19 protein-coding genes are annotated in these 21,223 nt (G+C 67.1%); 13 read left to right on the top strand and 6 right to left on the bottom strand.

The features are described 5' to 3' along the window. Nucleotides 1-99 precede the first annotated feature (99 nt). Complete coding sequence (locus tag N2L00_RS07545) at nt 100-2,253, top strand: ABC transporter permease (RefSeq protein ID WP_255863088.1); 2,154 nt, start codon at nt 100-102, stop codon at nt 2,251-2,253. 63 nt (nt 2,254-2,316) lie between these two features. Here the strand turns inward: N2L00_RS07545 and N2L00_RS07550 are convergent, their stop codons facing one another. Further along, a complete protein-coding gene (locus N2L00_RS07550; protein ID WP_255863087.1) occupies nt 2,317-3,552 on the bottom strand; it encodes an MFS transporter in 1,236 nt (411 codons plus the stop codon). 235 nt (nt 3,553-3,787) lie between these two features. On the opposite strand from N2L00_RS07550, the gene N2L00_RS07555 reads away from it, so the two are divergent. The 7 genes from N2L00_RS07555 (at nt 3,788) to N2L00_RS07585 (ending at nt 8,949) form a co-directional block, all read left to right on the top strand. Next, the gene (locus N2L00_RS07555) at nt 3,788-4,504 is read left to right on the top strand and encodes a D-alanyl-D-alanine carboxypeptidase family protein (protein ID WP_255863086.1); all 717 of its coding nucleotides are present in this window, start codon (nt 3,788-3,790) and stop codon (nt 4,502-4,504) included. A gap of 50 nt (nt 4,505-4,554) precedes the next feature. Beyond that, nucleotides 4,555-5,025 carry a hypothetical protein gene (locus N2L00_RS07560; RefSeq protein ID WP_255863085.1) on the top strand — a complete coding sequence of 157 codons (471 nt, stop codon included), beginning with the start codon at nt 4,555-4,557 and terminating at the stop codon, nt 5,023-5,025. Then, nucleotides 5,018-5,335 (top strand): transcriptional regulator, encoded by a 318-nt coding sequence (locus N2L00_RS07565; RefSeq protein WP_255766060.1) that lies wholly within the window; start codon nt 5,018-5,020, stop codon nt 5,333-5,335. The genes N2L00_RS07560 and N2L00_RS07565 overlap by 8 nt, the downstream gene beginning before the upstream one ends. A gap of 94 nt (nt 5,336-5,429) precedes the next feature. Next, a complete protein-coding gene (locus N2L00_RS07570; RefSeq protein WP_255863084.1) occupies nt 5,430-6,587 on the top strand; it encodes an NAD(P)/FAD-dependent oxidoreductase in 1,158 nt (385 codons plus the stop codon). Continuing rightward, nucleotides 6,524-7,477 carry an RNA polymerase sigma factor SigJ gene (sigJ, locus tag N2L00_RS07575; RefSeq protein WP_255863083.1) on the top strand — a complete coding sequence of 318 codons (954 nt, stop codon included), beginning with the start codon at nt 6,524-6,526 and terminating at the stop codon, nt 7,475-7,477. The genes N2L00_RS07570 and sigJ overlap by 64 nt, the downstream gene beginning before the upstream one ends. A gap of 137 nt (nt 7,478-7,614) precedes the next feature. After that, nucleotides 7,615-8,442 carry an SDR family NAD(P)-dependent oxidoreductase gene (locus N2L00_RS07580; RefSeq protein WP_255863082.1) on the top strand — a complete coding sequence of 276 codons (828 nt, stop codon included), beginning with the start codon at nt 7,615-7,617 and terminating at the stop codon, nt 8,440-8,442. Between the two features lie 117 nt (nt 8,443-8,559). Further along, a complete protein-coding gene (locus tag N2L00_RS07585) occupies nt 8,560-8,949 on the top strand; it encodes a hypothetical protein (RefSeq protein ID WP_255863081.1) in 390 nt (129 codons plus the stop codon). A gap of 40 nt (nt 8,950-8,989) precedes the next feature. On the opposite strand, the gene N2L00_RS07590 is transcribed toward N2L00_RS07585, so the two are convergent. Next, nucleotides 8,990-9,532 carry a DUF4334 domain-containing protein gene (locus tag N2L00_RS07590; protein WP_255863080.1) on the bottom strand — a complete coding sequence of 181 codons (543 nt, stop codon included), beginning with the start codon at nt 9,530-9,532 and terminating at the stop codon, nt 8,990-8,992. A gap of 50 nt (nt 9,533-9,582) precedes the next feature. After that, nucleotides 9,583-10,491 carry a sugar-binding transcriptional regulator gene (locus N2L00_RS07595; protein WP_255863309.1) on the bottom strand — a complete coding sequence of 303 codons (909 nt, stop codon included), beginning with the start codon at nt 10,489-10,491 and terminating at the stop codon, nt 9,583-9,585. A gap of 215 nt (nt 10,492-10,706) precedes the next feature. On the opposite strand from N2L00_RS07595, the gene N2L00_RS07600 reads away from it, so the two are divergent. Then, on the top strand, nt 10,707-12,482 hold the full coding sequence (locus N2L00_RS07600) for a glycerol-3-phosphate dehydrogenase/oxidase (RefSeq protein WP_396124524.1): 1,776 nt from the start codon (nt 10,707-10,709) through the stop codon (nt 12,480-12,482). A 107-nt stretch (nt 12,483-12,589) separates the two neighbouring features. Here the strand turns inward: N2L00_RS07600 and N2L00_RS07605 are convergent, their stop codons facing one another. Beyond that, nucleotides 12,590-13,204 carry a malonic semialdehyde reductase gene (locus N2L00_RS07605; RefSeq protein ID WP_255766067.1) on the bottom strand — a complete coding sequence of 205 codons (615 nt, stop codon included), beginning with the start codon at nt 13,202-13,204 and terminating at the stop codon, nt 12,590-12,592. 169 nt (nt 13,205-13,373) lie between these two features. Continuing rightward, nucleotides 13,374-13,865, bottom strand: a complete 492-nt coding sequence (locus N2L00_RS07610) for a CarD family transcriptional regulator (protein ID WP_255766068.1) — start codon at nt 13,863-13,865, stop codon at nt 13,374-13,376. 87 nt (nt 13,866-13,952) lie between these two features. On the opposite strand from N2L00_RS07610, the gene hrpB reads away from it, so the two are divergent. Further along, complete coding sequence (gene hrpB / locus N2L00_RS07615; RefSeq protein ID WP_255863079.1) at nt 13,953-16,592, top strand: ATP-dependent helicase HrpB; 2,640 nt, start codon at nt 13,953-13,955, stop codon at nt 16,590-16,592. A gap of 114 nt (nt 16,593-16,706) precedes the next feature. Then, on the top strand, nt 16,707-17,729 hold the full coding sequence (locus tag N2L00_RS07620; protein ID WP_255863078.1) for an FUSC family protein: 1,023 nt from the start codon (nt 16,707-16,709) through the stop codon (nt 17,727-17,729). On the opposite strand, the gene N2L00_RS07625 is transcribed toward N2L00_RS07620, so the two are convergent. Then, the gene (locus N2L00_RS07625) at nt 17,710-18,882 is read right to left on the bottom strand and encodes a hypothetical protein (RefSeq protein ID WP_255863077.1); all 1,173 of its coding nucleotides are present in this window, start codon (nt 18,880-18,882) and stop codon (nt 17,710-17,712) included. The two genes, N2L00_RS07620 and N2L00_RS07625, sit on opposite strands and share 20 nt — an antisense overlap. 326 nt (nt 18,883-19,208) lie before the next feature. On the opposite strand from N2L00_RS07625, the gene N2L00_RS07630 reads away from it, so the two are divergent. Both N2L00_RS07630 and N2L00_RS07635 read left to right on the top strand, forming a co-directional pair. Then, nucleotides 19,209-20,789 carry a Na+/H+ antiporter gene (locus N2L00_RS07630; protein ID WP_255863076.1) on the top strand — a complete coding sequence of 527 codons (1,581 nt, stop codon included), beginning with the start codon at nt 19,209-19,211 and terminating at the stop codon, nt 20,787-20,789. Nucleotides 20,790-20,800: 11 nt separating this feature from the next. Continuing rightward, nucleotides 20,801-21,127, top strand: a complete 327-nt coding sequence (locus N2L00_RS07635; protein ID WP_255863075.1) for a hypothetical protein — start codon at nt 20,801-20,803, stop codon at nt 21,125-21,127. Nucleotides 21,128-21,223: the final 96 nt, after the last annotated feature.

Raw genomic sequence — 21,223 nt, forward strand, 5'->3', positions numbered from 1 at the left:
CGTAATTTTGACGAGTCGGTCCCACAGACCCCGCTTCGACTATCGCGTCGACGCGCACTTCGCACCATCACCCTTGAATTCAGCTACAGGAGCACGTCCTTGACCAGTATTTCCCCGACATCCCTAGGTTCTCCGCCGGATACGGATCCAGCAGGAGAAACCCCGGCGCCGTCGTCGGACGCCGAGGCCCTTGCCGCGGCCAAGCGGGCAAAGGCCGAGAAGATCGGCCGTTATGTCGCCATGTTCCTGATGCCTCTGCTGATGGTTTCCATGCTGGTGGGCGGCTACCTCGCCGCCATGCACGCGCCTACGCCGAACGACATGCCGATTGCGGTCACGGGTTCCGGCCCGCAGGCGGACCGCTTCGCAGACGCGCTGGAAGCCGCTGATCCCGACGCCGTCGACGTCCGAGTGGTGGGATCCGACGCCGAAGCGCGCCAGCTGGTCCTGGACCGTGAAGTCTCGGGCGCAGTGTCGCTGAATGAGGGCACCGCCTCGGTCTATACCGCAAGTGCTGCCGGCGCCTCGCAGTCCAGCACCGTCACGGCACTGCTGGCCCCGCAGGTCCTCGGACAGGGTCTGGCCCTGCAGGCCGAGGACCTCGCCCCGCTGCCGGACCATGACATGGCCGGGCTGGGTGCAATGTTCCTGACCACGGCCCTGATGCTGGCCGGTTACATGCCATTGAGCCTGGTCCTTTCCAACTCACCCGAGTTGCTTCGTTTCCGCCGCTTCGTTCCCCTGCTTGCCGGCTGGGCCGCACTGATTGCCGGACTCGTCTGGGCCGTGACGGGTCCGATGCTCGGCGTCGTCGAGGGTCACTCCGCCGCCGTGCTGGGGATCTCCTGGCTGACGGTCTTCGCCGTCGGCAGCGTCCAGTTGTTCCTCACCCGGATCCTCGGCCCGATGGCCGTCCTTGCCGGCATGCTGTTCCTGATGGTGCTGGGCGTTCCCGCCTCCAACATGAGCATGTCCGTCCACACCATGCCGGGCCTCTACCCGTACCTCCACAGCTTCCTGCCCGCGGCCGCCACCGGTGAATCGCTGCGTTCGTTCCTGTACTTCGACGGCAACGGCGCCGGGCCCCACCTGCTGGTGCTTGTGATCGGGGCGGTGGCGGCCCTGCTGCTCACCCTCGTCCTCGATGCAGTCAAGCGCCGCCGCAAGCCGAACGCGGCTCCGCCGGCAATCAACGTCGCCTCGCTGCACGGCGGGCCGCGTCCGAAGACCCGCCGCTGGCGCTACGGCACCCTGGCCTTCTTCCCGCTGGCCATGGTCACGATGATGCTCTCGTTCATGCTGGGCGCAATGTACGAGCCGACACCGCGGGACATGCCCGTCGCCGTCGTCGGCTCCACCGCGGAACAGGCGGAGCAGGCAGTATCCGGACTCGACGAAAACATGTCCGGGCTCTTTGACCTGCGCCCGATGGATAACGCCGACGACGCCCGCGACCAGGTCCGGGACCGTACCGTTGTCGGCGCGTACGTGCTGCCGTCGGCCGAGAGCCCCAGTGCCACGCTCATCACCAACGAGGCCGGCGGCATGAGCCAGCAGCAGGTCCTCACCTCGGTGTTCGGCCAGGTTTCCGCGGGACAGCAAATGGAAATGGCACACGACAATGTTGCCCCGCTGAAGGATTCCGACTCCATGGGCATGGCCACCATGTACCTGGCCATGGGCTGGATCATGGCCGGGTTCATGATCATCGTGGTCGGCTCGACGGCGGCTCCGGCCAGCCGCCCGCTGCGCATGCTGCTCCCCATCGTTGCGGCCTGGGCCGTCGGGATGTCGGCCTTCCTCTGGGTCATTGCCGACGTCTTCGTCGGGGCGATCGACGGGCACTTCCTGCCGCTCTGGGGAGCCGGCGCCGTGGCCATCTTCTGCGTCGCCATGTTCACCACGGTCTTCGAACGGTTCATGGGGATGCTTGCAATCCTCCCGACGATCGGCATCCTGATGTTCCTCGGCGTACCGGCCTCCGGAGCAGCGATGTCCATCTACATGGAACCGGAAATCTTCCGTTTCCTCCACGAGGTGCTGCCGATGCCGGCCGCCGTCGAGTCAATCCGCTCGATCCTGTACTTCGGCTCGGATACCGTCTGGTCCCACCTGCTGACCCTCGGCATCTGGGGTGCGGCCTCGCTGGCCGTAGTGGCTGTCATCGACCACTTCAAGCCGCCGCGCACCGAGGGGCACCCTGTCGACGCCGGTGTCCCGGCTGAGCAGGAACGGGTTCCCGTAGGCGTCTGACCCGCGTCGGAAGTACACCAGGGGCCGCTGCGCTGCAGCGGCCCCTGGCGGTTTAAGCGAACCTCACGCAGCCGTGGGCTGCGGGACCTCCACCGGTTCGAAGACCCTGCTCGTCCGGGAAAAGCGAATGTACGCAATGCAGGCAATTTCAAGTGCTCCGCCAATCATGAGCACCGTCTTGGCGGCACTGAGCTGGTTCATGCCGTCCACGGTGGCCAGCACATCCACCAGCACGCCGCCCAGCAGGACTGCCACCGGGAAGAGGCCCTGGCCGAGCAGCCGCCGGCAGCCGAAGACGATGCCCTGGATCTGAACCGGTGTCCGTTCCTGCCACAGCGCCGACAGCGGGGCATTGGTGGCCTGCACCATCGCATTCCGGAGAAACATCCCCGGAATGACCAGCCAGAGGGTGGGCGCGGCCACGACCAGCGCGCGGCCGAACAGCGACCCCAGGAACGTTGAGCCGCACACGAGGTTGGTCCGGGAGACCGAAGTGCCGAACCGCGCGACCAGGGCAGCGCCGGCCATCAGCCCCAGGCCACTGGCGATATTGCTTGCCGAAAGATTCCATTCCGGGGTCCCGGTGCCCGGGAAGGAGAGGATAAAAACAATTACCACCGGCACACAGAGGCCGCCGGCAAAGTTGTAGACCGCAAAGGCGAGTTGGAGGCGCAGTAAATCACGGCGCTCATTGATGAACCGGAAACCGGCTTTCACATTGCCGCCGAAATACTGCACATTGCGTGCCCGGGCTTCCTCCGCCGGCCAGGCGAGCAGCAGTACCAGCGCCGCGCCCGCAACGCTCAAGACTGCATCGGCCAGAAACACCGCGACGGGCATCCCGAGCGAATACAGGACAGCACCCAGCACCGGACCGAGCAGCACCGGTGCCGAATCAATGAGTCCGAGCATGCCGTTGACCTTGGTGAGGTCCTTCTCTGAACGCAGCACCCGCACAGAGGCCTGCAGGGTCAGGGCCAAGGCGGTGGAACAGACGGCTGTGGCAAAAACGAAAACGAGCATCAGGGCCGTGCTGTGGATGAGGGTTGCCCAGGCCATGGCCGCCATGGCGCCGGCATTGGTGATGTTGACCGCGCAGATGGCGGTACGGCGGGAAAAGAGGTCGGTCAGCCCGCCGATCAACGGCGCCAGGTAGATGGCGGCTGCCGCACCCAGGAACGTGGAAACGGCAAGGATCGCTGCACTGGCGGAATTTTCAAAAAGAACCAGGGAAACGGCGAGCGAGGAGGCGGAACCGACTATTGCGAGAAGGGCTTGGATTGTCCAAAGCGCGGACAATGTGGAGCTGTTTTTCTGGGCGTCGCTGATGATGGTCCCTTCGGCGCTGCGGTACGGAAATGGAAGCGGCCGCCTAAATTTACCGTTAGGTTTTAGGGGAAACAAGGTTTGTCGATGCCGCGTTTGACGGCATTTTCCGCCGACTGTGCTTGACCGGAGGCGATGTGTCGAACGTACGCGTCGATCCTCCCGGACCGGCCGCCGCTATGGGAAAGTGGAAGGGGAGGGAAAGACAATGCCGCGCCAGCACATCACCACGCACATCGCTATCCTCGGTTGCGTGTGCCTCGGACTGCTGGCCTACCTCTTTTCCGTGGACCAGCCGGTGTCCGCCTTCACGGCGCCGCCCGGACAGGATTTCGATTCTCCCGGCAGCGTCTCAGTGGTCGTGAACAAGGAGCGCCCGCTCGGTGACCCCGGCTATGCACCACAGGACGTGGTTGACGCCGGTGGTGTTCCGTTGCGCCGGGAAGCAGCGGACGCGTTCGTCCAGATGAAGAACGACGCCGCGGCCGCCGGCGTGGTGATTGATGCCGTGAGCGGTTTCCGGACCGCCGAAGCGCAGGCCCGGCTGCATGATGCCTACACCGGGCGCTACGGCTCCGCGCTGGCGGAATCGATTTCGGCACGGCCCGGCCACAGTGAACACCAGACAGGGCTGGCCGTGGACATCGGTGCTGCCGACGGCGCGTGCTCGCTGCAGGCCTGCTTCGAGGGGACCGGCGCAGGAGCGTGGGCCGCTGCGAACGCCCACCGGTACGGCTTTATCATCCGCTATCCCGCAGGTGCCGAGACCATTACCGGCTACGCCTACGAGCCGTGGCACCTTCGTTACCTGGGCCCCGATGCAGCCCTGAAGATCCACGACGCCAACATCACGCTGGAGGAGTACGCCGGGCTGTACCACCCGCCGGCCCCGCCTTCGAAGCCGGCACACGAACCCTTGCCGTAACCTCTCCCGCAACATTGACGCCGGGGTTGCCGGCCAATACTCTTTCCATCATGGAAAATAACTTGGGTGCGGCAGAGGATGCTGCCGCCCGGCTCAGAGACTTAACCGCCGACCGCGACACCCTGGCAGCAGGCGTCACACCTCCCCGTGCGCTGGTGGCAGCCATCGGTGCACTGGCTGCCTGCTGGGTGGCGGCGGCACTGGATGCCCGGCCCGGAGCCGACTATCAATCGCCGTCCTGGCCCTGGCTGCTCGCGGGACTGCTGTTCGTCATCCTGCACTTGATCCGCCGTGACACCGGGTTGAAGTTCCGCAGGCTGGGTGCGCGGGCGAACGGCGCAATTGCCCTGGCTGCGCTGGTCTGCCTGTTTCTTTTTTCCGTGAGTCTGGGCCTGGTGTCGCTGGGACTCGGCTGGGCCGTGATGATCACCAGCCTTGCGGCGTTCGCGGCGGTTTACGGGCTCGCCGGAGTCGCGTTCCGGGCCGCTGTTGACCAGCTCCGCGCGGTTCCGCATGCCTGAACCCCGGTTTGACGAGGTTGTGCATCCGCCGACGCGGCTGCGGATCTGCGGGCTGCTGCGCCCGCTGGAGGAGATGGACTTCGCCGTCCTCCGGGACACCCTGGGAATTTCCGATGCCACGCTCTCGAAGCAACTGAAAATCCTCGCGGAGGCCGGCTACGTGCGCCTGGCCAAGACGACGTCTCCGGCCCGTCGGGACGCCCGCCGCGTCACCTGGGTGGCACTCACCCCGGCCGGCCGGAGCAGCTTCGACGCCCATGTGCTGGCCCTGCAGGAGATTGCGGGCACGGCACCCGTCCGGCCCGACTGATTTCTCCGCAACCGGTCACAAACCGTCCCCGGGCGGTGTCCCATGTTCAGCCGGCGCGGAAGCCGGATGAGACGCGAAAGCAGGGAGTGCACTCATGGGCACCACAGCATTCATTCTGGGCGGGGGATACGCAGGGGTAATGGCGGCGAACCGGCTGGCGGCCAACGGGAGGCCGGGACTCGACGTCGTCCTGGTTACCCCCGAGCCCCGGTTCGTGGAGCGGATCCGGTTGCATGAATACACTGCCGGAACCCGTGCCGACGCCACCGTCGGCTTCGATTCGATCCTGCATCCGGGCGTGCGCCGAATCTCCGATGCAGCAGTGGAGATCCGGCCGGACCAGCGGACGGTTCAGCTGGCCGGGGGAGCAGAAGCGGGCTACGACTATCTGGTGTACGCCGTGGGTTCGGCAGCGGGGACGGCACCGGACGGCGCCCTCCGGATCGAACAGCTGGACGGTGCCGCGGCGGCACGCGGCGAGTTGGCTGCCCTGCCCGCCGGCGCCCGCGTGGCCGTGGTGGGCGGCGGGCTGACCGCCGTCGAGACGGCCGCGGAGACCGCCAGGTCCTTCGGACACCTGCAGGTGAGCCTGCACAGCGCCGGTCCCGTGGCGCCGCGGCTGGGCACCCAGACCCGCCGGTCTATGGAGAAGAGCCTGCGCCGGGCAGGAGTGGAACTGCGCAGCGGGTCGCCGGTGCGTGCCGACGGTGACGTCCGCACCGGCCTGGGTGCCGACGTCGTGCTTTGGTGCGCAGGCTTCGGCGTACCGGACCTGGCCGCGGCCAGCGGACTTCCGGTGAACGACGTGGGACGGCTGAGCCTGGAACCGACCCTGCGGGTACGCGGCCAGGACCGCATCTACGGCGCCGGCGATGCGGCCGTGATCGATGAACCGTTCTACGACTACCTGCGGATGTGCTGCGCGGCGGCCCTGCCGATGGGAGCCGACGCGGCAGGAAACATCCTCCGGGCTTTGGACGGAAAGGCGGGAGTGCGGCACGACAGCGGATTCCGCGGTCTGTGCATTAGTCTGGGCCGCAGTGACGGAGCGGTTCAATTCCTGTCTGCCGACGATTCTCCGACCCGCTTCCACCTGCACGGCAGGACGGCCGCGGTCCAAAAGGAAATCATCTGCCGGATGACGCTGCGGTGGATCCGCGGCGAAGCGAAACGAAGCGGAGCGTACACATGGCCAACAGGTCCGCAGACGGCGACGACGGCGGCGGCTCCCGCGCCGGTGACGCGGAGCTGACCGGGGTCCGGTCAAGCCGTGACTCCCAGTTCCTGAAGCACCGAGGGATGGTCTTCACCATTGCGTACGACGTCCTGGGCACCGTTACCGATGCCGAGGACGTTGTGCAGGAGACCTATCTGCGGTGGCGGGCGGTGGCGGAACAGGTGGAAAACCCGCGGGCGTACCTGGCGCGGATCGCCTCGCGCCAGGCGCTGAATTCCCTCCGCACAGCGTCCCGGCGGCGGGAGGACTATCCGGGTGAATGGCTGCCCGAACCGCTGCCTACCGGCCCTGCGCGGCTTCCGGAGAATCCGGACACGGCGGCCCTGACCGCCAGCGAGGTTTCGACGGCGATGCTGGTGCTGCTGCAGACCCTGAGCGGTCCGGAGCGGGCCGCGTTCATCCTGCACGAGGTCTTCGGCTTCGGATATCCCGAGATTGCGGCGACCCTGGACATCGGCGAGCCCGCCGTGCGGCAGACGGTTCACCGGGCACGGACCCGGCTGCGGTCCGGCACGCCCCGGACCCTGCCGGATACGGGCGAGCACCGCGCCGCCGTCGAACGTTTCCTGGCCGCCACCATGACCGGGCAGATCCAGTCCCTGCTGGACGTCCTGGCTCCGGACGTGGTCCTGGTCTCCGACGGCGGCGGCAAGGTCAGCGCCGCACTTCGGCCGGTCTACGGTCCGGAGAAGGTGGCACGGTTGATGATCGGGCTGGCGGACAAGTACGGTGCCGGGGCCGTCCCCGAGTTCATTGAACTGAACGGACTGCCGGCGGTCGCGTTCCGTGAAGAGGGGGCGGTGACTACCGTTTTCCAGCTGGAACTCGTGGAGGGCCGGGTGCAGGCGGTGTACGCGGTGCGCAACCCGGACAAGCTGGTGCGGCTGCAGGGTCGGGCGGTTTAGCGGGCGCCCGGGCGGCGGGCTGCGGTTGCCGGGGTGACCCGGGCAGACCCGGGCACGCCTACCGTGCCCGCGGCACGCGCCGCTAAGGTGGGAACGGTGTTGCCGCCACGGCCGCACTCTGAGGAAAGCAGGCTTGCGTGTCTCCCAAAACCATAGTGATCACCGGCGCCAGCGACGGAATCGGTGCCGCCGCGGCAAGGCGGCTCGCACGAAACGGGCATCATGTTGTGGTGGTGGGACGGTCGCCGGAGAAGACCGCCGCCGTCGCCAAGGACACGGGCGGCGAGTATTTCCTGGCCGACTTCGCGGACCTGGGCAGCGTGCGTACCCTGGCTTCGGAACTGCTCCAGCGTTACCCGCATATCGACGTCCTGGCCAACAACGCCGGAGCGGTTTTCGGCAATGTCCGCCAGGTTACCGAGGACGGACACGAGATGACCTTCCAGGTGAACTACCTGGCGCCGTTCCTGCTTACCCAGCTGCTGACAGACCGGCTCATTGAATCCGGCGGGACGGTGATCAACACTTCCAGCATGGCCAACCGCTTGTTCGGCAACGTGGACCTGGACGATCTGGAGAATGAAAACGGGTACAACCCCAGCAAGGCTTACGGGAACGCCAAACTGGAGCAGATCCTGTTCACGGAGGAGTTCGACCGCCGGTACCGTTCCCACGGGGCAACTTCCACTGCCTTCCACCCGGGCGTGATCGGGTCGAGCTTCTCCAGCGCCGAGGGCTCGGCTATGCGTGCGGTCTACCAGTCGCCACTGCTGCGCAGGCTGCTTCCGACGCCGGAAAAGGGTGCCCGGACACTGGTGTTCCTGGCGGAGGGAACACCGGGAACGGATTACCCGACCGGCAAGTACTTTGTCCGGAGCAAGGTGGCCAAGCCCAACAAGCAGGCCGGGGACGCTGCGCTGGCTTTGGGTCTCTGGAACCGCACGGTGGCGATGCTCGCAAAGTGACGGGGTTCGACGGGGATGACGGGCCGGCGGCCTGTACAACCGGTGTCTTCCGGTACGCCCCGACAAGCGACGAGGCCTGTTAGGCTTCCCCCGGAATATCGGGGGAGAGGCTCAAACATGAAGAAGACGGCGATTGCGGGTCTGCTGGTACTGGGCGCCGCGCTATCCGGGTGCGGCGGCAGCGGGCACAGCAGCGCGCACGCCGAAAACGAAGAGGCCGCTTGTGTCGGCGGCTACGACGGCTGGTGGAACTCCACCCCGGTGTCCGGCGATACAACCGGTCTGCCGGAGGAAACCGTGACCGTCGATACCAACACAGGCAAGACCATCGACGCCTTCAACCGCAGCCGCAACGACGCCGGCAAAACCACTGATGTCTCCGACGTCGGCTACCAACCCGTCCCTGACGAAAGCTGGCCCGCCGATTCAGTAGTCGTGATAGACACCGCCACCGGCAAGGTCCTGGAGACCATCGCGGTGGACCCGGGCACGCAGCTCTGCCAATAGGTGCTCTGCCCGACACAGCATCCCACTAAGTGCCGAACGCCTAGTCCCTGTGCAGCGCGAAAAAGAACGGAGCCCCGGGGCCACGCAGGTCCATGGCACCCAGCACCGTTTCGGCATCGACCCGGCGGAAGACATCCAGGACCGGCAGGGCGTCATAGATCATGGTGGCGCTGGACACGCCCCGGTACTCGGTCATCCGCAGCCGGGCGCCGGGCCGCCGCGTGCGCGCCAGCCGCAGCGCCGGGCGGATCTGCGCCAGCAGTTCGGGCTTCCGCAGCAAAGGGCCGAAACGCAGCACTGCGGAAAGCGGGACCAGCGCCGGATTCACATTGAACACGCCCCCGCCGCCTCTGGCGAAGACCAGCGGGAAGACCTCCTCGTCGCCGTCGAACCGTTTCCCGTGCCAGCCCAGCGGTTTCAGCAGGCCGTCGAGCCGGTGACCCGTTGGTATTTCAGTACCCCGCCAGGAGCCGTACAGCTCAGGCGCCTGAAGCGGCGGCAGGGCGTCGAAGAACTCCAGCGCTGTCCCGGGGTCGGTCCCGCCCTGCAGTTCCTGCAGCCGTCGGGTGGGTTCGTGGTCCATGCGGATGCCTCCTGATCGGGCTTGACAAGGTTCCTGGAGGATACAAGGGGTTAGGAGGACGCCAACCGCCGGGCGGAATTTTCGTCCAGAATCAGGTCCGTGACCAGACCGGCACGCAGGGCGCCAAGCAGGCTGGTGGTCTTGGTTTCCCCGGCCACCACACAGATCCGGCGCGGGACCTGCCGCAGGGTAGACAGGTCAGGGCCGGTGCTGCGGTAGTTCAGCTTGATCCCGTCCCAGGTGCCGTCCGCACGGTAGAACATGGTGGCGACGTCACCCACTACGCCCTCGGCCATCAGTTCATTCAGGTCTTCTTCGTCCAGGTAGGCGCCGTTGTAGACGTGGCTGGGCACGCCCGCCTCCATGGAACCCACCCCGAAGATCGCGGTGTTCATCCGGGCCTGCAGATCCAGCACCCGTTTCACCGGACGTTCCCGCCACATCGCTTCCTTCGTTTCGGCGTGGTCGAAGAACGCCGGAACGGGGAACTGGACCACCCGCGCCCCGTAGGCGTGGCCGAAACGCTGCAGGATTTCACTGGCGTAGGTGATGCCCGATGTGCGGAAATTCCCGGCCCCGTTCATCTGCACGATTGTGCTGTCGTGGGTGTTCTTGATCGGCAGGTGCTGGCTCACTGCCGTCAGGGTTGAGCCCCACGCGACGCCGATGATCGCATCCGAATCGATGAGCGGACTGATCAGGTGCGCCGCCTGCACGGCGACCCGCTGCAGTGCCTGGGCGGGGGAGACCGTTTCGGCTACCGGAACCACGTGGGCCTGGATGCGGAACCGGGAGGCAATCTCCTGTTCCAGCGCCGGGGCCCGGTCCGACGGGTTGCGGATCTCGATCCGGACCAGCCCGGTGCTGCGCGCGTAGGAGAGCAGCCGGGAAACGGTGGAACGGGAAATCCGAAGTTCCCGGGCGATCGCCTCCATGGTCAGGCTCTGCAGGTAATACATCTGCGCAGCCCGGAGGGCATCGCGGTCGCGGCTTTCCTTCTCGTTCGCCGCAGGTCCGGCGCCGGAGGCGTCCGGGAACCGGCCACTGACACCAATGTTCATTTGCTGTCCATCGACACGGTTGTGTACTCCATGAATCCATTATCGCAGGGTGCACGTATGTGCATTGGTTGGCCCCGGGAGCCGCAGGCTTCGACCATTGAGTAGATATGGCAATGCAGCCACAGAAGCGTTTGGAGATATACGTGGACAATTCCGTGAACCCCAGCAAGGCAAAGACCGCCGCCCGGACCCGTCCGGTGGTACAGCAGCTGAAGGACCGGCCCAAGGCCTCGGTGCTGATCATCGGCGGCGGCATCAACGGCGTCGGCACCTTCCGTGACCTGTCGCTGCAGGGCGTGGACGTAGCCCTCGTAGAGCGCGGTGATTACTGCCAGGGCGCTTCGGGCGCGTCTTCCCACATGATCCACGGCGGCATCCGCTACCTGGAGAACGGCGAGTTCCGCCTCGTGCACGAGTCCGTCGTCGAGCGCAATGCCCTGCTCCGCCTGGCCCCGCACTACGTCAAGCCGCTGCAGACCACCATCCCGATCACCACCACCTTCTCGGGCATCACTGCCGCACCGCTGCGTTTCCTGACGCACAAGCAGGGCAAGCACACCGAGCGCGGCGCCGTGCTGATCAAGGCCGGCCTGCTGATGTACGACTTCTTCTCCCGCGGCGGCCGCGTGGCCCCCAAGCACAACTTCGTCGGCAAGAAGAAGTCCCTGCAGGAACTGCCGAAGCTGCGCCCGGACGTAAAGTACACCGCCACGTACTTTGACGCCTCGGTGCACAACCCCGAGCGCCTCACCCTCGACGTGCTGCGTGACGGCCTCGAGGCCAACCCGCAGTCCCGCGCCAGCAACTACGTCAGCGCCGTCGGCACCACCGACGCCGGCACCGTGCTGCGCGACGAGGTCACCGGCGAAGAATTCGTCTTCGACGCCGACGTCGTCATCAACGCCACCGGCGCCTGGGTTGACGAGACCAACGATTCCTTCGGCAAGCGCACTTCCTTCATGGGCGGCACCAAGGGCTCGCACATCGTCCTGGACCACCCGGAACTGCTGGAAGCCTGCGCCGGCCGCGAAATGTTCTTCGAACACACCGACGGCCGCATCGTCCTCATCTACCCGATGGGCGACCGCGTCCTGGTGGGCACCACGGACATCGACGCCGACATCAACGAGGCCTCGGTCTGCACGGACGAAGAGATCGAGTACTTCTTCGAACTGATCGCCCACGTCTTCCCCACGGTTGACGTGCGCCGCGACCACATTGTCTACACCTTCTCGGGTGTCCGCCCGCTGCCGAAGCACGACGACACGCAGCCCGGCTTCGTGTCCCGCGACTACCGCGTGGAAAAGCGCATGGACAAGCGCGCCGGCAAGAACGTCACGAGCCTGTCCCTGGTCGGCGGCAAGTGGACCACCTTCCGCGCCCTGTCCGAGACCCTGGCCACCGAGGCAATGACCGCGCTGGGCATGCTGCGGAAGACGACGACGGCGGAACTGCAGATCGGCGGCGGCAAGGACTTCCCGGCCACCGAGGCTGAAGAGCGCCTGTGGGTCAACCGCATGGCCTCCGACGTGGCCGACCGTGACCGCGTCCGGGTCCTGCTGACCCGCTACGGCACCCGCGCCGTCGACGTCCTGGAGTTCCTGTCCCAGGGCGGGGACCAGCTGCTGGCCTCCACCAGCGAGCTCAGCACCCGCGAGCTGACCTACATGGTGGAAAACGAGCAGATCACGCAGCTCGCCGACATCCTGATCCGCCGCACCTCGCTGGCCTTCCGCGGCCTGGTGTCCGAGGACATGCTGACCGAGCTGGCGGACCTGCTGGCCCCGCAGCTGGGCTGGGACGACGCCGAAAAGCGCCGCCAGGCCGAGTTCGCCCGCGACCTGCTGGTCACCATGCACGGCATGAAGATCCCGGCGCTGGCTTCCTAACCCGGAGTAAAGCAAAGAAGCAAAGCAGCAACAGCAGAGGGCGGACACCGATACGGTGTCGGCCCTCTGCTGTTTCCCGAACCGGGCGGCGGTCTACTGTCTGCGGCCTAGAGTTCGGTGGTCGCCGTCGCGTAATCCAGTCGGGGCAGTCGCGGGTGGCGTGGCTCGCCGGCAGGCACACCGATGTTGACGACGAGGAAGGACTGCAGGTTGAGGCCTGCGTGCAGGTCAGCGTCCAGCCCGGCGGCGTCGAACCCGCCCATCGGCCCCGCGGCCAGGCCCAGTGCACGGACCGCCAGGAGGAAGTATCCGGCCTGCAGATGCGCATTGTCATTGCCCATCACGGCACTCAGTTCCGGGTTGGCGGCAAAGACTGCGCCCTGCTGCGGTGCCGGCGGGAAAACGGTGGGGAAGTGCTCAGGCCAGGTGCGGTCAAAGCTCAGCACCGCAACCATGGGAGCCGCGGCCGTCTTGGCCTTGTTGCCTTCGGCCATGTGCTGCACCAGCCGCTGCCGAGCCGCGGCGGAACGCACCCAGGTGATCCGCAGCGGCTGGATGTTCATCGCCGTCGGACCCATCTTGGTCAAGTCGTAGATGGATTGAAGCTGCTCGTCCGTGACAGCGGCCGTAGTGAATTCCGAGACCGTGCGCGCGTCACGGAAGAGGAGGCCGAGGGCTGCGGCATCGATGGCGGGGATGGACTCCAGAGTGCCGTCGTTCATACGCAGCACACCTCCTTAGGGTAACGGTTCGTGTCTCCAGACACTTGACGCTTCAAGTAAACCCGAAAGGGGTGCAGAATAAGGGCGGCGCCTATGGTGACATCCATCACACCCATAGGTGCGCGGAGGCAGCAGAGCGGACTTGCCGTCCGGTAACGGACCTGCCGGCCTAAGCGACCGCGCTGGACGGAGCCCAGACGGCGTCCAGCTTGGCGCCGGCCTCCACTTCAGAGAGTCCGAGCGAGAGGGAAATCTCCGTCAGCAGCGGCCGACGGGCGTGCCGGAGCATTTCCCGTTCGGCCTGCGAGAGACCGCGGTCCGCCTCGCGCAACATCAGGTTGCGGACCACGGCCGCAATCACCATCGGATCACCGGTGGCAAGTTTCTCCGCGTTGTCCTTGTACCGGCGCGACCATTGGGGATCTTCTTTATCCGCGGGCGCGCGGAGGACGCCAAACAGTGTGTCGAGTCCCGCCCGGTCCAGGACCGGACGAAGGCCTACATGGTCCACTTGGTCAACGGGCACCCAGACCATCAGGTGGGAGGACTGGACCTCCAGGACAATACAGTTCTTCTGCATGCGCGGATGCGTTTGGAAGGAGCTGACAACGGCGGGGCCGTGATGGGGGTGGACCAGGATCTGGCCTTTGGAAAATGGCAACTGCTACCTCCAAGGAAGAGGAAAGGCAGGGGCGAGTGACGAGACTCTTATCATTTTACCGCTTCCCGCAGGAGGCAGAATGGAAGAGTGACTTCTCCGGCCTCTCCGCACCCAACCAACCCGCCCTTCGACCTTGCGGGCATAGGCAACGGGTTGGTCTTCGCCGAGTCGGTCCCGCAGCTCGCAGCGGCGCTGGGCGGAGGTGCCGGCGAAACGCACGGAGCGGGCACCGCCGTCGTCCAGGCCCCGCCCGGAACCGGAAAGACAACCCTGGTGCCGCCGCTCGTCGCCAACGTACTCACCCGCGGAGGGACGCGGCCGCGGGTGGTGGTCACCCAGCCGCGGCGCGTTGCGGTCCGTTCGGCGGCCCGCCGGCTGGCTGCGTTGGACGGCTCTGCCCTCGGCGGGCGGATCGGCTACACGGTCCGGGGCGAGAGCCGCACGGGACCCTCCACGCTGGTGGAATTCGTGACGCCGGGAATTCTGCTGCGCCGCCTGCTGGCCGACCCGGGCCTGGACGGAACGGCCGCCGTCATCCTGGATGAGGTCCATGAGCGGGGGCTGGAAACGGACCTCCTGCTTGGAATGCTCACCGAGGTCCGCCAGCTGCGCGAGGACCTGACCCTGGTGGCCATGTCCGCAACCCTCGACGCACCGCGGTTCGCCGCGCTGATCGGTTCGCCCGACGGCGCCGGGCCGGCTCCCGTGGTCGGCTGCCCGTCTGCGCTGCACCCGCTCGAAACGGTCTGGGCCCCCGCGCCGGTTCCCCGCTTCGATGAACGCGGCGTGACCCGCGGGTTCCTGGACCATGTCGCGGATACTGCGCTTCGGGCCCATTCCCACGCCGTGGCCCGGGATCCGGATGTCGATGCCTTGGTGTTTGTGCCCGGCGCACGTGAGGTGTCCACCGTGGCGGGCCGGCTGCGTTCGCGTATTCCGGCGGGAACGGAGGTATTGGAACTGCATGGGCAGATTACGCCCGCCGAGCAGGACCGGGCCGTTTCCGGCCGCGGCCCGGGCGAGCCCGCCCGGATCATTGTGTCCACGTCACTGGCCGAATCCTCGCTGACCGTTCCTGGTGTCCGGCTGGTCATCGACTCGGGGCTTGCCCGCGAACCGCGCCGGGATGCGATGCGCGGGATGTCCGGCCTCGTCACTGTCTCCTGTTCCCGTGCCTCCGCCGAGCAGCGGGCCGGCCGCGCCGCCCGGCTGGGGCCGGGTACGGTGGTGCGCTGCTATGACGACAGGGCCTACGGAGCCGCGCCCGCCCACCAGACCCCGGAAATCGCCGTCGCGGACCTCACGGCCGCAGCCCTGGTGCTGGCATGCTGGGGTGCCCCGGGAGGTGAGGGCCTGTCCCTTCCCGACGCACCGCCGCCGGCCGCCATGCGCGACGCCCTCCAGGTGCTGCGCGGGATCGGTGCCGTGGACGCCGAGGGGCTGGCAACGCCCCGCGGCAAAACACTCGCGGGCGTGCCCGCCGATCCCCGGCTCGCACGGGCACTGCTCGACGGCGCCGGTGCGGTGGGTGCCCGGACCGCAGCCGAGGTCGTTGCCCTGCTTTCGGGGGACAACCGTGCACACGGGGCGGACCTCACCCGCTTGCTGGCCGGACTGCGGACCGGACGCGAGCCCGGTGAACGCCGGTGGTCCGAAGACGTCAGGAGGCTGGAACAGCTGGCCCGCCGGGAGAAGTCTGCCGGCCCTGCCGAACGGGAAGTCCCGGCCGGGGAAGCGCCGGGGTACGTGATTGCCCTGGCCTTCCCGGACCGGATTGCGCGGCGCGTTCCCGGCGCGGGCCCGGAGCGTTACCTGCTCGCCTCCGGAACCCGTGCCGGACTGCCTGCGGGCAGTTCCCTCACGGGACAGGACTGGCTGGCCGTCGCCGATGTCGCCCGGGCCGAGGGGCGCGACGCCGCCGGCACCGGTGCCGTGATCCGCGCTGCCGCCCCGCTGACCCTGGACACCGCGGAAGCCGCCGCCGAACACCTCGTCACGGACACTGTGGAGGCGGAATTCGCCGGCGGCCGGGTCACCGCGCGCCGGGAACACCGGCTCGGCGCAATCCTGCTCGGCTCCACCCCGGTACGCCCGTCCGCCGAGGAGGGACGGGCCGCCGTCGCCCGCGCCCTGACGGCAAAGGGGCTTGAACTGGTCGGCTTCTCCACGGCCGCCGACGCGCTGCGCCGGCGCCTGGCCCTGCTGCACCGGGAACTGGGGGAGCCATGGCCGGATGTCAGCGAGCCGGCCCTGCTGGCCCGGCTGCAGGACTGGCTCGGCCCCGAACTGGACGCCCTGGCCCGCGGAGCATCCGCCAACAGCATCGACCTCACCGATGCGCTGCGGCGGCTGCTGCCCTGGCCGGAGGCATCCCGGCTGGGCGACCTCGTCCCGGAACGGCTTGAAGTGCCCAGCGGTTCACGGGTCCGGATCGACTACCCGGATCCGGAGCACGACGACGGCGGACGGCCGGTGGTGGCGGTCAAGCTGCAGGAGTGCTTCGGATGGGCCGAAACCCCGCGGCTCGTGGAGGGACGCGTCCCGGTGCTCTTCCACCTGCTGTCCCCGGCAGGCAGGCCGCTGGCCGTCACCGACGACCTGGCATCCTTCTGGTCCGGACCCTATGCCCAGGTCCGGTCCGAGATGCGCGGCCGGTACCCACGGCACCCGTGGCCGGAGGACCCCTGGTCTGCCAAGGCCACGGCAAGGACAAAGGCCCGGATGTAACAGCGGATGCGAGGACCGTCACACGGGAAGCTGCCGGGCGTCGTCGTCCGCGGGTTCTAGGCTTGAACCGCGGCCCATGTGCCTCCGGCCGCAGTGAAAGGTTCCTTGTTTCCCGTGCAGCAGCATGTCCGTAGCTTCCTCACCGTGCCTCCGGGCCGCGGGCACCGGGTGCCTGCCGTCCGCGTGGCGATCGGGGTGTTCCTGCCGCTGCTGGTCCTGATCCTGCTGGGGCGGACCGACCTGACGATGTGCGCTATCTTCGGTTCGCTGACCGGTGTTTTCGGCCGTGCGGAACTGCACTGGCGGCGTCTGCAGCACCAGTCCCTGTCGGGCATGTTGATGGTCCTGACCGTGCTGGCCGGTGTGTTCCTGTCCCTCTCCGGAGCGGATTCCTGGACGGTGGTGGGGGCGGGAACCGTGATCGCGGGCCTTATTGCGGCGGCTGCCAGTTATCTGAGGGTGCGCCCCGCCGGCCCGTTTACCTACATCTTCGCGTTTACCGCCACCTCCGCTGCACCGTTCTCCGGAGGGTTGGAGGAGGCTGCGCTGACTACGGCGGGCAGCGTGCTGCTCGCCGTGGCGCTGGGTTTTGCCGGCCGGCTGCACGCGCGCCGCCACACTCCACGGACATTGCTCCCGTACCGGCCGCCGTCCTGGGGGCGGATCCTGCGCCACTCGGGCCGGTACGCTGCTGCCGTTGCTGCCGCGGGTTCGATTTCGGCGGGGTTGGGGCTGGGACACGGATACTGGGCGATGCTCGCCGCCTGCGCTCCGATCGCGGCAGTGGACGCGGCCGGGGGAGTGACCCGCGCAGTGCACTTCATCCTGGGCACCTACGCCGGTGTGCTGGTCTCTGCGGTGCTGCTCCAGGTTCAGTGGTCGCCGGTCCAGCTGGCGGTGCTGTTGGCCATGCTGCAGCTATGCGGAGAGATTTACGCGGTGCTGCACTACGGCCTGGCGATGGTGTTCCTGACACCGGTGGCCCTGCTGATGACGGGGTTTGTTGCTACCCAGCCGGTGCTGGCCGTAACCCTGGACCGGGCCGTCCAAACGACCATCGGGGCGCTCGTGGCCCTGGCGGTCATTGCCGCCACTACCCGCAGGTCCGCGCCGGCTGCTAGGTCCTCGACGCACTGAAGAGCTGTGCCGAGCCTTCGACTTCAGCAGTCGTCGGGTCGCCCAGATAGAGCATGCTGGCACCCTGCTCCAAGTACGTGCTCACGTCGCCCACCCAGACCCTCGCTTCTCCCAGTGCGGCAAGCACAACGGTGAAACGTTCCAGCGGAATGGATGCGGTGCCGCCGTCGATCACGGTCCGTCGCAGGTCCAGGTCCTCACTCCAGAGCGGAATACGATCCTGGCGCTCATCAATACGCTCCACCTCAAGAAATGCGGGGCCGGGCTGGCCGTCGCCCAGGACCTGCTGCAGCTCGGCAACGTCCACGTAGTCCGTGGTTAACCCGGCCTTCAGCGCATTGTCCGAAAGGCCCATAACCACCATGGCCTGGCCGGAGAGGTAGGAGTGGAGGCACCCCGCGGGGGTGACCATTGCCTCACCGGGGTCCAGCTTGATGAGGTTCATGCAGATGGCTATCAGAATTCCGCGGTCGCCCGGAAAAAGCGGCGCAAGCCGGCGGAAAACCGCCGCAGCGTCTGCCGCAGGACCTTCGGTTTCCGTCACCCCGGCCATGGCAGCCTCGGTTTCCCGCAGTGCACGGGCAGTCTCGGAAGACTGCATGCGGAGGAGGGCGTGCACCGGCATCTCATGCCGGAACGTCAATAAGGTATCAAGCCATGGAAGGTCCACCCCGTCGGCAATGGCACGGAGTTCTTCCCTGCTGCGCTGTCCAGACAGGACGCGAAGGGGAGTGAGGGATACCGCCACTTCAAACTTGGCGTACCTGTCCTTATAGTTTCGGTTTCCGGCGTTCAAAGGGACACCGCGGGTCTGTTCACGCACATAGCCGGCCAAAGCCTGGTCCGGCCGGGGGTGCAGCTGGATCGACTTGGGCACATCCGCGTCCATGAGATGCATCCGGAAGGGGACAGGGCGCGCCGGCACTGCCTCCGGGTCGGAGAAATGCCGGGGATGGGAGCTCAGCAGCCGATGGAGGGCACCGGGCAGGTCATCGGGATCCCAGGTGATGACGGCACCTTTAGCAGACCGGGAATTCGCAGAGCTGTCTTGGCACTGCTGCCCGCGGGGCTCCGCGGCGGCACTGTCCGTCAGTGCCTTCATCGCGGCTGCCGGGTTACGGGTTTCCCTTACCACGCCGTAGACGGCAGTCACGGGTACAGACCCTCCTTACTGATGGCAGGAGGGGTCAATCTCAATTCACCGGGGTCTTGCCTCATATCGCTGATGGCCAATAGAGCAGCTTCCTTGAACGAGTCAGATGTCCCTCCAATTTTATCGGGTTTAGCGTGCGGTGGGGAGACTCCCGGGGCTCCCTGCTCGTTTACCCGCGGCTTCCGCCGCCCGCGCTGGGTGTGCGCCAGTCGATGCACTCAATGCAATAATTAACGAAATACTTACACATCCGAAAGAAGCAGGTGCGGTTATGAAACACGCGGCGCAGTCGGTCCGAAGCACGCACCGAGCGGACGGCTGAGCCGGTGGATTTCCTGATACTCCTGATCGGGCTGCTGTTCGGAACCGTGCTGGCCGCGGGAATCGGCGAACGCATCCGGCTGCCGTACCCCGTGCTGATGCTGATTTCCTCGGCCCTGATCGCGTTTCTGCCGATCATCCCCGAAGTGCACATCAACCCGGAGCTTATCCTTCCGCTGTTCCTTCCGCCGCTGCTCTTCGCAGCCGCCCAGCGCAGCTCCTGGTCTGTTTTCCGGCTGCGCTGGCGTTCCCTGGTGCTGCTGGCGGTGGCGTTGGTGGCAGTCACCGTGGCTGTGGTGGCCGGTGTGTCCTGGGCCATGGTGCCGGCGCTCGGGCTGCCTGCCGCGATTGCCTTGGGGGCCATTGTTGCCCCGCCCGATCCGGTAGCCGTGGAAGCGGTCGCTGGAAAGGTCCGGATGCCGCGGCGGCTCATCACGGTGCTGCAGACCGAAGGCCTCTTCAACGACGCCATTGCCATTGTCATCTTCCAGGCCGCCGTCGCAGCGAGCACCAGCGGCGGGCACGTGGGTTGGGACGTGGTGCCGGACTTCCTCATTGCCGCAGCCGGCGCCGTGGTGCTGGGCCTGGCGATGGCCTGGGTCGTCGGTAGCCTGAACCGGTTCGTGCCGAACCTGGTGGCGCGTTCGGCGTCCACCCTCGTTGCACCCTTTGCCGTCTACCTGCTCGCCGAAGAAGTGCACTTCTCCGGAGTGGTCGCCGTCGTCGTCACCGCGTTGGAACTGGGCCGGCGGGCCCGCCCCCAGGACTCGGAGGAGCGCCTGACCCGAACCGCCTTCTGGGACGTGGTGGAGCTGCTGACCACCGGCGCCGCGTTCGGCCTGGTGGGTATCGAGATGCGGTACATCATCAAGGACGAGGGTTCCCAGCTGCTGAGTTTCATTCCGGGCATCCTGGCCGTTTGCGCGGCCGTGCTGCTTGTCCGGTTCCTGTGGATGATGGCGATCTACCGGATGGGCGGGACTGAGAAGAACCATGTGCCGGGTTCGCTGAAAGAGGTCCTCGTGCTGTCCTGGTGCGGTATGCGCGGCCTGGCGACGCTTGCGCTTGCCCTCGCCCTGCCGGGCACCACGCTCGCCGGTGACGCGCTGCCCGGACGCAACTTCGTCGTAGCCTGCGCCTGCGCGGTCCTCGTGGTGACGCTGGTGCTGCCGGGATTGACGCTGCCGTGGCTGATGCGCGTCCTGAAGCTGCCTGACGACCATAAAGAGGCGGACCGGATGGAACGCGAACTCGCGCTCCGGGCCGAACGGGTGGCAATCGAGACGATGAAGCGCTCGACGGCCATCCAGCAGCTGCCGCCGGACCGCCGCGCCGCACTGGCCAAGCGGATGTCCTCGCTGCACGCCATGCTGGAGAGCGACGAGGAGGATGATTCGCAGAAGATGCTGGACCGGAAGGCGACCCTGGAAATCATGGACGTGGTCCAGCGTGAAGCGATGGACGCTGCCCGCCGGGAAGTACTCGACGCCCGCCGGCAGGCCGGCATGGATCCGGAGGCCGTGGACCGTGTCCTGCGCCGCCTGGATCTGCGCACCGTCACCTTGGACCGCCCGGAACGCCACTAGACTTCCCGAACATGAGCAAGAACGTGGAATCCTGGCCGCATCTCGGCGTCGCATGGCTGGTCCAGTCGGCCGCGGCTGCGACACTGGCCGTCGCCGTCGTTGTGCTGCAGCTCTGGGTCTTTCCCGAAACCGTCCAGGCGGCAGTGCTGCTGGCCCTGATCCTGGCCTCGGCGGTAATGCTGCTGGTGTCCGCTCCGCTGGTTTTCGACTGGATCCGCAACCGGTTCCAGCGTCCCTGGGCGGTGCTGGCACTCACCGCGGCGGCCGCGATAGCGGGCGGCTGCTGGATGGTGGTGCTGTTTGTGCTGGGGTTCGGATTGCTGGTCACCGGGTTCTAGCCGGATCCAGCCGCCTCCAGCCTCCGGCCCGGGTTCCCGGTTCAGCGCTGGGCGAATATCCGGCGGAACACGCCGGGCGGACGGGCACGGCAGTCC

The organism is Arthrobacter sp. zg-Y1171, assembly GCF_025244845.1.
In the GTDB taxonomy this organism is placed as follows: Bacteria; Actinomycetota; Actinomycetes; order Actinomycetales; family Micrococcaceae; genus Arthrobacter_B.